The 13,151-nt window shown below is 40.3% G+C and carries 16 protein-coding genes and 1 other RNA gene; 11 read left to right on the forward strand and 6 right to left on the reverse strand.

The features are described from left to right. Positions 1 to 113: 113 nt before the first annotated feature. Positions 114 to 275 (forward strand): YqaE/Pmp3 family membrane protein, encoded by a 162-nt coding sequence (locus ACNPNW_RS12055; RefSeq protein WP_448766993.1) that lies wholly within the window; start codon positions 114 to 116, stop codon positions 273 to 275. A gap of 208 nt (positions 276 to 483) precedes the next feature. On the opposite strand, the gene ssrS is transcribed toward ACNPNW_RS12055, so the two are convergent. From ssrS to ACNPNW_RS12070, 3 genes are all read right to left on the reverse strand, one after another. Further along, a non-coding RNA gene (ssrS, locus tag ACNPNW_RS12060) (6S RNA) lies at positions 484 to 667 on the reverse strand. A 97-nt stretch (positions 668 to 764) separates the two neighbouring features. Then, complete coding sequence (locus ACNPNW_RS12065) at positions 765 to 1,052, reverse strand: cell division protein ZapA (RefSeq protein WP_004279505.1); 288 nt, start codon at positions 1,050 to 1,052, stop codon at positions 765 to 767. After that, the gene (locus ACNPNW_RS12070; protein WP_184412545.1) at positions 1,049 to 1,606 is read right to left on the reverse strand and encodes a hypothetical protein; all 558 of its coding nucleotides are present in this window, start codon (positions 1,604 to 1,606) and stop codon (positions 1,049 to 1,051) included. Before ACNPNW_RS12070 ends, ACNPNW_RS12065 begins: the two co-directional genes overlap by 4 nt. 64 nt (positions 1,607 to 1,670) lie before the next feature. On the opposite strand from ACNPNW_RS12070, the gene ACNPNW_RS12075 reads away from it, so the two are divergent. The 4 genes from ACNPNW_RS12075 to ACNPNW_RS12090 all read left to right on the forward strand — a co-directional run bounded on the left by ACNPNW_RS12075 (position 1,671) and on the right by ACNPNW_RS12090 (position 5,394). After that, positions 1,671 to 2,303, forward strand: coding sequence for a UPF0149 family protein (locus ACNPNW_RS12075; protein WP_448766994.1), 633 nt, complete (start codon positions 1,671 to 1,673; stop codon positions 2,301 to 2,303). A 129-nt stretch (positions 2,304 to 2,432) separates the two neighbouring features. Further along, positions 2,433 to 3,767 carry a Xaa-Pro aminopeptidase gene (pepP, locus tag ACNPNW_RS12080; protein ID WP_423089791.1) on the forward strand — a complete coding sequence of 445 codons (1,335 nt, stop codon included), beginning with the start codon at positions 2,433 to 2,435 and terminating at the stop codon, positions 3,765 to 3,767. A gap of 292 nt (positions 3,768 to 4,059) precedes the next feature. Beyond that, positions 4,060 to 4,299 (forward strand): DUF378 domain-containing protein, encoded by a 240-nt coding sequence (locus ACNPNW_RS12085; protein ID WP_005107468.1) that lies wholly within the window; start codon positions 4,060 to 4,062, stop codon positions 4,297 to 4,299. A gap of 657 nt (positions 4,300 to 4,956) precedes the next feature. After that, positions 4,957 to 5,394, forward strand: coding sequence for a GNAT family N-acetyltransferase (locus ACNPNW_RS12090; protein WP_423089790.1), 438 nt, complete (start codon positions 4,957 to 4,959; stop codon positions 5,392 to 5,394). Positions 5,395 to 5,697: 303 nt separating this feature from the next. Here ACNPNW_RS12090 and ACNPNW_RS12095 read toward each other — a convergent pair. Together ACNPNW_RS12095 and ACNPNW_RS12100 are read right to left on the reverse strand one after the other, a co-directional pair. After that, positions 5,698 to 6,520, reverse strand: a protein-coding gene (locus ACNPNW_RS12095; protein WP_085064288.1) for an IS5 family transposase whose coding sequence is annotated in 2 segments (ribosomal slippage) — positions 5,698 to 6,138 and positions 6,140 to 6,520 — 822 coding nt in all. Because the reading frame shifts where the segments join, the coding sequence is not laid out codon by codon here. A gap of 90 nt (positions 6,521 to 6,610) precedes the next feature. Further along, complete coding sequence (locus ACNPNW_RS12100) at positions 6,611 to 6,775, reverse strand: hypothetical protein (RefSeq protein WP_448766995.1); 165 nt, start codon at positions 6,773 to 6,775, stop codon at positions 6,611 to 6,613. A 115-nt stretch (positions 6,776 to 6,890) separates the two neighbouring features. Here ACNPNW_RS12100 and ACNPNW_RS12105 point away from each other — a divergent pair, with 115 nt between their 5' ends. The 4 genes from ACNPNW_RS12105 to ACNPNW_RS12120 all read left to right on the forward strand — a co-directional run bounded on the left by ACNPNW_RS12105 (position 6,891) and on the right by ACNPNW_RS12120 (position 10,697). Beyond that, on the forward strand, positions 6,891 to 7,502 hold the full coding sequence (locus ACNPNW_RS12105; protein WP_423090302.1) for a glycosyltransferase: 612 nt from the start codon (positions 6,891 to 6,893) through the stop codon (positions 7,500 to 7,502). A 313-nt stretch (positions 7,503 to 7,815) separates the two neighbouring features. Next, positions 7,816 to 9,024, forward strand: a complete 1,209-nt coding sequence (gene ubiH / locus ACNPNW_RS12110) for a 2-octaprenyl-6-methoxyphenyl hydroxylase (RefSeq protein ID WP_423089788.1) — start codon at positions 7,816 to 7,818, stop codon at positions 9,022 to 9,024. Then, on the forward strand, positions 9,021 to 10,268 hold the full coding sequence (locus tag ACNPNW_RS12115) for an FAD-dependent monooxygenase (protein ID WP_423089787.1): 1,248 nt from the start codon (positions 9,021 to 9,023) through the stop codon (positions 10,266 to 10,268). The genes ubiH and ACNPNW_RS12115 overlap by 4 nt, the downstream gene beginning before the upstream one ends. A 174-nt stretch (positions 10,269 to 10,442) precedes the next feature. Continuing rightward, positions 10,443 to 10,697 (forward strand): hypothetical protein, encoded by a 255-nt coding sequence (locus ACNPNW_RS12120; protein ID WP_005246889.1) that lies wholly within the window; start codon positions 10,443 to 10,445, stop codon positions 10,695 to 10,697. A 92-nt stretch (positions 10,698 to 10,789) separates the two neighbouring features. On the opposite strand, the gene rsmI is transcribed toward ACNPNW_RS12120, so the two are convergent. Beyond that, a complete protein-coding gene (rsmI, locus tag ACNPNW_RS12125) occupies positions 10,790 to 11,632 on the reverse strand; it encodes a 16S rRNA (cytidine(1402)-2'-O)-methyltransferase (RefSeq protein ID WP_423089786.1) in 843 nt (280 codons plus the stop codon). 10 nt (positions 11,633 to 11,642) lie between these two features. Between rsmI and ACNPNW_RS12130 the strand changes: the two genes are divergently transcribed. Further along, positions 11,643 to 12,602 carry a penicillin-binding protein activator gene (locus ACNPNW_RS12130; RefSeq protein WP_448766996.1) on the forward strand — a complete coding sequence of 320 codons (960 nt, stop codon included), beginning with the start codon at positions 11,643 to 11,645 and terminating at the stop codon, positions 12,600 to 12,602. Positions 12,603 to 12,616: 14 nt separating this feature from the next. Then, complete coding sequence (locus tag ACNPNW_RS12135; protein ID WP_423089784.1) at positions 12,617 to 13,030, forward strand: YraN family protein; 414 nt, start codon at positions 12,617 to 12,619, stop codon at positions 13,028 to 13,030. The last annotated feature ends 121 nt before the right edge of the window (positions 13,031 to 13,151 follow it).

Here is a 13,151-nt window from a genome sequence, read left to right on the forward strand (position 1 = left end):
TGTACAGAGATTATGCTGATCCCATTAAAAATATCTAAATCTTAGTGCCAGTTTTAAGTGCCAATAAAAACTGGATATAAGAATTTAAAACATGGCAAAAGAGGGTTTTAAGAATGAAATCAATTATTGCATTTATTTTCCCTTGGTCATTATTTATGACCCTTCATCGGCCAGTCGAAGCCACAGTATGCTTAATGCTTCAGATTTCGATTTTAGGCTGGATTCCTGCTGCAATCTGGGCCATGCATACTTTATATCGGGATAAAATAGCCTGAAAATAGGAAAATAAGTTACTGAAAGATTGTTTGATTTTGACGGAAGTAATTAAAGCCCTATCTTTTTTATAGCTAAAGATTTTTTTTCATTCCAGATGATGAATACATCAATAAAATGAATCTAGAGGAATGTTCGAGAGAAATACTACAAAATTAAAATAAGAGGAAATTCAGGAAAAATTATAATTATATTTTGAAAACAAAATTGAAGTACTCCGAAGATGCCGCTGCATGTGTCGTTACCCTGAACCCGATGAGTTCAAGGAGGATGCGACGTATACTTGCTGGGTTTCCCATACGGAGATGGGCATACACTCTAAATATACAGAACACACCCATAAGTGTTAGTATCGGCAGGGGAATAGACCCGCTGGCGAACACCTCAGAGTTAAGTTAATTATAAACAATAATCCCGGTGTGGCAACTCTATGCTGTTCATGAACTGTAAACAATTCGGTCGAATGTCCGAAGTTTAAACAGAATTCGAGATTATTCAGTCAGTTCTTCAACTTCTTCTAAAATAGTTTGTAACAAACGCTCGCAATGCGCATATTGTTGCAGTGATCTGTTCATATTCAAAACTTCCTGCATCAGCTCAAGTGCTACCATAATAATCAGCTTGCTAGGTTCCATACGTGGTGCTTTACGACGAAATTCATCGTATTTGTCATTCAATAACTGTGCCGCGCGCTCTAATTCTTCCTGCTTGTCAGGAGTAGAGGCCAAACGAAAACTATGCCCCAATACTCTGAGATCGATTGCAATTTGTTCACTCATGATGAGGCTTCCTCAGTCGCTTCAGTCGGATGGGCCAGTTGTTGAATTTCCTGTGCGTGATGATCCTGCGCAGTACCGAGAATCGCCAGACGTTGAATAATCGCTTCAACCTTGGCTTTGGCATTTTCATTTTTCTGGGTTAAACGTTCAGATTCCTGAGTCAGACGCTGAATTTCCTGCTGGGCATGACGCTGTTCAATGATCATCTTTTCCTTAACCACGCGCAGTTCATTTCGTTCAGCCAGAATTTCCTGAAAACGGTTTTTTAGGTCGGTACAGCTTTTTTCCAGACGGCCATAACGGTCTGCCAGTGCAGTTGCATCATTATTGAGCAGTTGAAATTGGGCACGAGAATCCGTCAATTGTTCTGTCAGATTTTCATTTTCTTGTTGTTTTTGCGCAATCACGCTATTTTTTTGTTCAATTTGCTGTTGATGTTGCATCATTGAAGAGTCTTGCTCTTCGCGCAAACTGGAATTTTCACTTTCAAGCCGTGCAAGTCGCGTTTTTAACACGCCGATCTGCACTTGTAGACGCTGTAATTCTTCTAACATATCGAGGTCGCACAGTGTTGCAAACAAAGGTAATATATAAGCAGTATAAAGATTGGATAAACGAATGCAAGACGATATTTCAGGTTGGACCGAATGGCACCGCAATTTTTCTTCAATTGAGGAAATTTCTAGCCCTAGCGAACTACATGGTTTGCTGACTGGCATTGTTTGTGTCACCCAGGCGCCAAGCAGTGAAGAGTGGTTACAGATTTTAGAAACACTGGATGTACCTGAACTGGATGCCGAAGCATTAGAGTTGTTGGCGGGCGAAGCTGAAGATGTGTTCCATGCATTGTCTGAAGATGAGCTGGATTATTTACCTTTGCTGCCTGATGATGAGCATGTGCTTTCAGAACGCGTACAGGCTCTGGCGGACTGGTGTGCAGGCGTGGTCTTAGGTTTCGGACTGGCTTCAGGACATATCCGTCAGGATGAAGTTGAGCTGATTGAACATTTACAAGATGTAGCCGCAGTTGAATTTGAAGACTCGGACGATGATGCCGAAGGTGAAGAAAGCTATCAGGAATTATACGAATTTGTGCGTCTGATTCCTGTCAGCCTGTCTTTAGGGCGTAAAAAGGTCGAAGTTGAAGAAACGCCACTCTTACAGCAATTTAGTCAAAAAAATCAGCCTAAAGCCGCTGCTACAGAAGCGCAAAGTGTGGTCGAGATTTTCTCGCCTAAACGTCCAAGCTGATGAAATGCTGAGGTGAACCATCAGCTGCTTGAAATCAGGCATATATTTTGCTGTTTACAGTAAAATCTATAGTCTGGTTTCAAGGCTATATTCTAAATACAAGTATTGATCGATAAGAAGTAAGGTGTAATGAAGAAATTGACACAGGCAGTTTTTGAGGAACGTCGCGCAATCCTCGCAGGGGAAATCGGTTTACGCAGTATCGCCATTATCGCGACCAGTCCGGTAGCCATGCGTAACCGTGATGCAGATTATAAATACCGTGCAGACAGTAGTTTCTTCTATTTAACCGGATTTGCAGAACCTGAAGCTGTGGCTGTGATTGAAACCTTTGACACTGAAGAAGAAGGCTATAGCTACAGTTTGTTCTGTCGGGAATGTAACCGTGAAATGGAAATATGGAATGGCTACCGTGCAGGTATTGATGGGGCTATTCAGGATTATGATGCAGATGAAGCCTATGCAATTGATCTGCTAGATGAAGAAATTCTAGAAAAGTTACAAAATAAGGATCAGTTATTTTATCGCATTGGACAGCATGCAGAGTTTGATGCGCGTGTCGCCAAATGGATTGCGACTGCAAGCGGTGAAAGCCGTCGTGGGACTTCTGCGCCAGCGCAAGTAATTCAGCTGGATCGTATTGTCGATGAAATGCGTCTACATAAAGATGCAAATGAAATTGAATTGATGCAGATTGCTTCGGATATTTCTGCTGATGCACATACTCAAGCGATGCTAGCAGTACGTCCGGGCATGATGGAATATGCGCTGGAAGCCGAGCTGAATTATATCTTTGGCAAAAATGGCGGTGTTCCGGCCTACAACAGTATTGTCGGTGGTGGTGAGAATGCCTGCATCCTGCACTATGTAGAAAATGACAAAGAACTGAAAGATGGCGATTTAGTCCTGATTGATGCTGCAGCTGAATATCAGCTTTATGCTTCAGACATTACCCGTACCTTTCCGGTAAATGGTAAATTCAGTCCGGAACAGAAAGCCTTATATAACGTAGTACTGGATGCTCAAATCGCTGCGATCAATGCCGTGCAAATTGGTAACTCGTATAAAGAACCTCACAATGTTGCAGTGCGTATTTTGGTGCAGGGTTTGCTCGATCTTGGCTTGATGCAGGGTAATATCGACGAGATTATAGAAAAAGAAGCTTTTCGTCAGTTCTACATGCATGGTACGGGACATTGGCTCGGTATGGATGTGCATGATGTCGGTGCTTATAAGGTGGACGGTGAATGGCGCTCGTATGAAGAGGGTATGGTCGTGACCGTTGAGCCGGGTCTTTATATCGCGCCTGATGATGAAACAGTAGATGCTAAATGGCGTGGAATTGGCATTAGGATTGAAGATGATGTGGTGGCCACTGCAAATGGCCCGCTAGTTTTAACCGCGAAAGTCGTCAAAACGGTAGAAGAGATTGAGGCATTAATGGCGAAAGCCCGCGCTGCCTAATCCAAGAAAAATACAGAAAGCCGGTCGCGAAATCGGCTTTTTTTATGACATTTCTATGCCGTTTTAAACAAGAATTCCTAGCTATATCGAATCGATCAAAAAGTGACTTAGCTTACGTTTATATCGAACAAGTCAAATAAAACTCACCTAAGTAAAATTTACAGCTTAAAAATTGACAGGAAGTCAACACAGAAAATCCGTTTTTAGCATCAAAGCTACATATTAAATGGGCTGAGATTCTCATACTTTCTCTGATCCTTAAATAAACTTAAATAAGAGCAGGAGAACACTTATGAGATTAAATACGATTGACTGGATTGCTTATGCTTTAACAATCATTGGTGGCATCAATTGGGGCTTAATTGGTGCATTCGATTTTAATTTGGTCGCTGCGATCTTTGGTGATATGAGCGCCTTATCTCGAATTATTTATGTATTGGTTGGTTTGTCGGCATTGTACCTAATTTATACAGGAACAAAGTTGGGTAAAACAGTACACCACACAGATCATCATACTAATATTGTCCGTTAAGCTAATCCTCCTTTGTGAGTTTCTCGCAAGATAGGATAATGTCTTCGAGTAACTTGCCGAAAGGATAAAATAGTGTGGAAGATAAAGAAACCTCGGTAGATTTCCGGGGTTTTTTATATAGGTGTTTATACGTTATTGATAGAATAATCCTCAGATCTACAACAATACCTAGCTAAAGATTAATGATCACTATCATACAAATAAGACTAGGTTGTGCATGGTTGGATAATTTTTTTAAAATATCTGTTAGTTCAAAGATCGAGTTATATTTATACAATTATCTTAAAATAAGAAAATAATAGTGATTGTAAATGGGCCTCCTGCTGCTGAAAGTGAATATCCGCTCATATATAAATGGCTTGATTCATAATTTTATCATTCAGGATTTACCAGCATCAGTATGTATTAAAAATTGTGCTAAGCGAGTAGATCGAGTTATACCAATTTGACTAGGTTTGCGATCGAATCGTATAAGTGCCAAATGAAATCACAACATTCCTTTTTTTAAGGCCGAGCTGATACGTGAGTATAAATATTTTAGTTGCTGAATAAAACACAACTCGGTTGGAGTTAAGAGCATATAAAGTTGGAGATGAATTTTCATTATTCTAAGAGTATTGTGGCGACGTTGAAGCATCAAAATATTTACAACGACAGATGCATACAACAGTCGGTCAAACTCAGCAGATGTTACAGAAATGGGCGTTAAGCTATTGGCAGCAACCGAGTGACGGATTTTCATGGGTGATTGCTGAGCGAAAAAGTCATCTGGCAATCGGGTTACTAACGATCATTCAACAGCAAAATAACAGCCTTGAAGTTCATTTCGGACTTGGTCCTCGATTTCAGGGTCAGGGCTATATGCTTGAGGCGATGAAAGCGGTGATTCAGTATTTTAAACAATATCTTACACTTAAATCACTGGATACTTTCTGCGATGCAGAACATATACAGGCACACCAAGTGCTGTTAAAGACAGGGTTTGAAATCGTTGAACGGATCAATGCTTATACTCTATTGCCGAAGTTAGGTAATGAAAAGCGTGATTGTTTAATATTTAGATATGTTTTACATGAAGTTAGTTTGGAGAATTAAATAATTTACTTTCATGTCAGATTATTTATTTTAAAAATCTGTTATTCATTAATATCGAGATTTCTCATACGTAATTTATACTTGAGGAGAGTTTAGATTCTTGTGTGGAAATATATTCAATGTATTTAGGATATTATAGAGTTTTAGAAATTTTAATTTTTTAGTCTGATGAAAACATTATTTTATATTTTTATTTGGAATCTTTAAATAATAAATTTATTGAAACTTCTATTATCTTAATTAGGTGATATAAAAATTTATAGATAATAAATGCAAAATACAATAGATCTCTTGCGAAAGTCGTTATTGCAAGTTCATCCGGTTTACCAGTGCAGCGATTAAGTTAATGCGTAAACCGAATCTTTTCCGTCTATTTCGATAGCGTTCACTTAGTATTCTAAATCTTTTCAATTGACTGTTAATATGTTCGATTACAACTCGTATTTTTCCAATCATTTTATTGTAATTTTTCTCAGCATCAAATAAGGGTAAATTCTTCTTTTTCTTTATTGGCATCAATAATTTAAAGCCATCTTGCTCTAACCCATAGTACCCTAAATCGGTCATAACATAGTCACAATGTTTGAATTTCTTAACTGTTTTTCTTGCCAATTTAATATCATGCTGACTGCCAGACGATATATCTACTCCTATGATTTGTTTGCTCTTCGGATGATAGATCACTTGGGCTTTTAACGTATGTTTCTTCTTTTTACCACTGTAGAACTTACTCTGATTTTTTTTTCGGGCGTTCTATTAAACATTCTGTCGCATCAATAATTACCCAGTTAAATTGTTCGTCTGCTGTGGTAATGCTTCGTTTTGGCAGGGTAAAACGTCTTGATTTCATTAATGCATCTTCAACCTTTTTAATAGTTCGATTCACATTACTTTCAGCGATATGGTAATTTGCCGCCAATTCCAATTGGGTGTTGTAGCTCCGTAAGTAATTGAGTGTTAATAATAATTGATCCTCTATAGCTAAAGTATGAGGACGCCCTAATTTCTTTTTAAGTGATTCTGCTTCTTTTAAAACTTCGACCATTTCACTAAAAACTGCTCGAGGTACACCAACCAAGCGCTGGAATTCAGAATCTGAAAAACGATTTAATTTCTGATATTTCATGAAATCTATATTGAGGCAGTTTTTACTTTCGCAAGAGGTCTAATAATATTAAAATTTATAAAAATAAGAGTGTACCTAAAATGAAAATACCTAAAATAATTCATCAAATTCATCAAATTCATCAAATTCATCAAATTCATCAAATTCATCAAATTCATCAAATTCATCAAATTCATCAAATTCATCAAATTCATCAAATTCATCAAATTCATACAAAAGGAATAAATTTTCTATCAGAAGAAGATAGAACTGCAAGGACAGTTCTCCTGAGAAATAATCCTGATTGGGAATACCGTTTTTATGATTATAATGCCATGGTGGATTTTATTAAAATCATTATTCTTCCAGATATTTAAATGCATTTCTTAAAATTGATCCATTATATGGCGCTGTACAAACTGATTATTTTCGATATTTGTTACTTTATAAATTAGGTGGAGCATATTTTGATTTAAAAAGTTTTACCATCTGTAGTTTAAATGACATTCTTTTAGAAGATGATGGACTGCTGGTCTTTGAATGGCAAGGAGGAGCAGTTGAATACGAAGAGTTCGGAAAGCATAAACAGATTAAAAGAGGTAAAGAATACCAACAATGGAACATTATATCTTCGCCGGGAAATAAATATTTGGCTAATGTAGTTGAAAAAATTACAGAAAATTTAGAAAACTATTCCTATATTAAATTTGGATATGGCTGGAGTGGTGTACTGAAAACTACTGGTCCTATTCCCTATACCAATGCCATAGATGAAGTTACTGATAAGCATGGACTGCGTTGTCTAGGAAGCAGTTGTCAAAATGGAATTATTTATAGAGATCACACTTCACCTAGAAGATTGGACCGTAGTCACTATTCAAGACAAACTAAACCAATTATTAGCTCAGAGAGCTTGTTGGAAAAAATGGAAGCTGAAATTTTATTAATCCTTTTTAAAATCTTCAATTTTATAAAAAGATATCTTAGAAAAATGATCTATTAATTACTAAGATTAAAACCATAATATTATTTTGGGTAGATTTTATTCAATATATTTGTTTTAATTTTTTCTACAGATTTTAAAAGGATCCTAGTTTTTTCTTTTAAATAAGAACTAACCTGATTGATCAGGTATTTTTAGTAGTGATGCATTTCAGCCTTTGTCTGGTCTGTCAGATAGCAGGACATTGAGGTCAAAACAAGCTACAACAACAGCATGCATCACAATGTCAAAATCTCGAGTCATGATGTAATATAAAATCCATCATGATTATAAGTATCTATCTGCATAGATACGACATTGAAAGGATTACAGCATGCAACAAGAAGTCATCATTGTCGGTGGTGGGATGGTGGGCTTAAGCCTCGCATTAATGTTGGCGAAAACTAATATTGCAGTCAAACTTTTGGAAGCCATCAAATATCCAGATTATGATGATGAAAATCTTGCGCCATATCATTCCAGCTTTGATGCACGTAATAGCGCCTTGTCACGTCGTAGCGTACAAATCTATCAGGAGCTTGGACTTTGGAATGCCTTGCAAGAACATGCTACCCCAATTCTGGAAGTGAATATTACCGAACAGGGCAGTTTTGGTAAGGCCCGACTGAAAGCCGAGCAGGAAAAAGTCGAAAGCTTTGGTCAGGTCATTGAGAATGCCTGGCTTGGTCGTGTACTCCTGACCCAAGTCAAAAAAGAGTCATTGATTGAACTGATTGATGGTGTGCAGGTGACATCCCTTATCCAAGATACAGACTTTGCTTATATCGAAGCTCAACGTGGCGAATCTCTACTGAAATTACAGTCCAAACTGGTTATTGCCGCCGATGGACGCGATTCTTTCTGTCGTAAGGCTTTGGGTATTGGTGCGTCAGAACATGATTATGATCAGGTTGCGATTGTAACCACAGTGCAAACGTCGAAGCCACATGGTCATGTTGGTTTTGAGCGTTTCAGTCATTTAGGACCTTTGGCACTTTTGCCCTTACCGGGTGAGTATCGCCGTTCAGTGGTCTGGCCTGTGAAAAAAGGTACTGAAGGAGAATGGATGGGAGATGAAAATGACCAGCATTTTCTGGATGCCTTGCAGGAAACGTATGGCGATCGTGCCGGAAAGTTCCAGAAAACCGGTAAGCGGTTCAGTTTTCCATTGTCTCAAGTGTTAGCCGAAAAACAGGCTGTTGGCCGTGTCGTGTTGATGGGCAATGCTGCGCATACGATTCATCCGGTCGCTGGTCAGGGTTTTAACCTGTGTATGCGTGATGCGCATGTATTAGTGCGTTACCTGAAAGAGCAGCAGGCACAAGGCGCAGACTTGGGCGATGCTGCAATATTGCTAGACTATGAGAAATCCCGTCTCAGTGACCAGCAGCGAGTGATCAAATTCTGTGATTCAGTGGTGCGTGGCTTTAGTAACCAGAATCCATTTTTAAAGCTGATGCGTAATACGGGTTTAATCGCTTTTGATACGATTCCAGGCATCAAGCCACTCGTTGCAAATTATGCCATGGGGTTAAAAGCATGAGCTTAAATCAAACTAACGAAATATTAGACGTTGTCATTATTGGCGGTGGGTTGGTTGGTGGACTTACAGCGCTTCTGTTAGCTCAAGGTGGTGTGCAGCCTACAGTTCTGGATGCAGCGCCAATTCTGGATGCAGATAAAACTTTGCGTGTAGCCAATCCGCGTGTTTTGGCTTTAAGTCAGGCAACCATTCACCTGTTAAAAACGGTGGGTGTCTGGGAAAATTTAGTACGCCAGCAGCCTTATACTGGTATGCAGGTGTGGAATAAAAATGGCTATGGTGAAATTAATTTTGGCCAGCCTTCAGAAAAAACACCATCGGTAGAGCAGGCTTTAGGCTCGATGGTGGAGCCCAGCATTCTGAATTTGGCCATTCAGCAAAAGATGCTGGAAAATGTTCAAGATTATAGAACACAAGTCAAAGTCAGCCGTGTTGAACGTGGCGTCGGTGTGTGGATCATCCATCTGGCCGATGGTAGTCAGCTGAAAACCAAGCTGGTCATTGGCGCAGATGGTGCAAACTCCTTTGTACGTGAGCAAGCTTTCATCGATATTGATGTACTGGACTATAAACAGGCCGGAATCAGTTGTGCGATTAAAACGGCTCAGCCACATCAGCACATGGCGCGTCAGATTTTTCTTGAAACCGGTCCCTTGGCTTTTTTACCTATGGCCAGCCTTAATCCAGAAGAGCAGGGACATTGGCAATCGATTGTCTGGACCTTGCCAGAGGATTATGCCGAAGAATATGCTGCACTTTCAGATGTTGAATTTACTCAACTCTTGACTCGTGAAAGCCAGCATATGCTGGGTGAAGTCTTAGAGGCGACACCACGTGCTACTTTCCCCTTAAAAGCCCGTGCCGCCCAGCAATATGTTCAAGACGGTTTAGCCCTGATTGGAGATGCCGCACATGTGATTCATCCGCTGGCAGGTCAAGGTGTGAATATTGGCTGTCTGGATGCTGCGGTGCTCTGTGATGTTTTGCTACATGATCAGGCGCGTGGCGTATGGGCACATGAGCAGACCCTCAAGCGCTATGAACATCGCCGTAAAGGTCAGAACGATGCCATGATGCACAGCATGTCTGCGATTGGCTGGATGGAAACCACATTATTCTTTCCGATGGTTTGGGCACGCAATTTCGGCCTGAAACAGGTAGAAAATCAGCCCATGTTGAAAGATGCATTTATGGCGCAGGCGAACGGTTTGGGTTTACTTAAAGACACACGCTACGCAGCTTAAGACAGAAATGTAAATTTTTTAAACAAACACCAATAAAGAGTAACGATTTTGTTTAAAAAAGATACGATTTTTTGATGTTTGGTACTAGGCGAAGCCCAAAGAGATTGCTAAATTTCACTTAATTCGACACCTGGCTTGGAATACCAAGCAAGCGCCATTTTTGGGGAGATGCAAATGACAGACATGAATGATTATGATGACGACGTTGAAGATTCAATCGTTGACGATGATGAAGCAAAAGCAGCTGAAAAAGGCGCAGCAGATAGCACAGAGGTCGTGAATGATACCGATCTTGCAGAAGCTGAAACCTTGACCGTCACTGCAAAGCTAAAGAAACGTCAGGCACTTGAAGATGAAATTGCGGCTTTCCTTGCCAATGGTGGTCGTATTGTTGAAGTCCCAGCAGATGAATCAGTAGCCAAAGAATAAGTTATTGATTGACTTGCCTCTTATAAAAAAACACCACATCAATTGTGGTGTTTTTTTTGTAAATCAAAACGTGATAGAAATATCTAGAGCAATTAGTCGTTTGCCGAAGTCAGTTCTAAAGCACGTTGATAAGCGACTTTCTTTTTGATACCTGTTAAATCTGCTGCCAACTGTGATGCTGCTTTAACGGATAGATCCTGTAATAAGCGATTTAATAATTTATCCAGTTTTTCCTGATCCAGATCTTTTTCTTCGATGGCACCGCCAATCACCAAAACAATTTCGCCTTTTTGCTGATTGTGATCATTGACAATGAATTCGACCAGCTCACCCAAGGTCATTTTCTTGATAGTTTCAAAAGTCTTGGTAATCTCACGCGCAAAACCGACCGGGCGATCTGCACCGAATACGCTGGCCATATCTTTAACGGACTCCAGAATCCGGTGCGGTGCTTCATAGAAAATTAAAGTCTGGGTTTCATTTTTCAGTTTTTCTAGATTCAGCAGACGCTGACTTTGTCTGGATGGCAGAAAACCTTCAAAACTGAAACGGTCACTCGGCAAGCCGACTGCACTTAAAGCTGCAATCGCAGCACAAGCACCAGGTACAGGAATCACGCGAATATTATGCGCTTGTGCAGCACGGACAAATTTAAAACCAGGGTCGCTGATCAGGGGAGTACCAGCATCACTGATCAGGGCCATATCTTCGCCATTGAGTAGGCGCTGGATCAGCTGATCAATCTTGTTGCTTTCATTATGTTCATGGCAAGCGGTCAGAGGTGTTTGAATATTAAAGTGTTTAAGCAACTGTGCTGAAGTTCGTGTATCCTCAGCAGCAATAAGACTCACCGACTTCAACACCTGAATTGCACGATAACTAATATCATCTAAGTGCCCGATTGGAGTCGCAACAACAAATAACTGAGCACTCATAGGTTTCTCCATGTGGAATAAATTGAATAATAAAAAATGGAAGATTAAAAATAAAATATTGGGCTTGTGTTTAGTCAGCTACATCAGCAGCGTACAAGCAGAAGTGTTGATTATTCTACCCGAATCCGGACCTTTGGCGCGAGCTGCATCGAGTATCAAACAGGGATTTCTCAGCGCCTATGCTACTTCCGGGCAGAAAGTTCCATTGAAATGGGTCAATTCCAATCAGAAAAATATCTCCCAGCTGCTGAAACAGCATGTCAATAAAAAGACCAAAATGGTGGTGGGTCCATTGGCACGTAGCGATGTGGAACAACTACTCAAGAGCAAACCTAAAGTACGTACCCTCAGCCTGAATGATGTAGCAGGGTCATCACCCCAAGTCTGGCAATTCAGCCTGTCCAAAAAAGAAGATGCTGCTGCCTTGAAAACACTCTTGTTTAAAGATGGGATTCAGCAATTGCTGATTTTGCGCCAGCCTGGCAGTGAAGCCGAGCATGAACTGTTGCTGATGTCTTTGTTCAGCCAGAGTGATCTAAATTTTAAAATCGTGAACAAAGCGCCCATTTTTTTAATGCCAAAACAGGGGCTTTTATTCCTCGGCAATGCAGAAGGGCTGGCTGCCATACCTGAATTAAGCCATAAACGGATGTATACCGTGGCCAATGCGATCAGCGAGCAGCATACACCCCCGAAAGGGATCAAGTTCTGTGATGTTCCAGTACTTTATCTGGCTGACTGGCCGGATGTTCTACAGGCTTATGCCCAGGAACCGGTCAATATGTCCTATCAGCGGCTGATTGCCTTCGGTGGCGATGCCTGGCAGATCACCCAGCAATACTTGTCGCAACCGCGTTCGCAGCATATTGAATTTCAGGGCAGAACCGGCCGGATACAGATCACTGAACACAGCATTCAGCGCAGTCCACAATGTTTCCAGTACAGTGGCACAGGTGTCAAGCTACTTTGAACGGGGGATGAGTGATGCGACAGCAATTAGGTACATGGGCAGAGCAGCAAGCGGCCCAACTGATGCAAAACCATGGATTTCAATTCCTGGCAGCTAATTATCACAGTCGCTATGGCGAGCTGGATCTGATTCTGGTGCGTGATCAGGAACTGGTCTTTGTGGAAGTCAAAGCGCGTGCACAAACCCGATATGCACAAGCCATTGAATCGGTTTCCAAAGCGAAACAGGGAAAGATGCTCAAGACGGCGATGTGCTTTATTCAGAAAAATCCACAATTTGCACACTATTACTATCGTTTTGACGTGATTTGTTTTGATTTTAAACAGCAATTTGCAAAAACCATACAGCATGACTTTTCGCAATACCCTTATGATCTGGAATGGATTGAAAATGCTTTTACTTTTGATCAAGAGTTTATTAACCTTTGAACAAAATAAGGTCTAAAGATGCTTATATTTGCTTCACGATCATTGTAAAGTTCAAGCAGAATTGACATGATCTGAGCTTGAAAACAGATTATTAGATTGAAAAAGACGTAATAAAATGAAG

The sequence above is a fragment of the Acinetobacter endophylla genome, assembly GCF_053543775.1.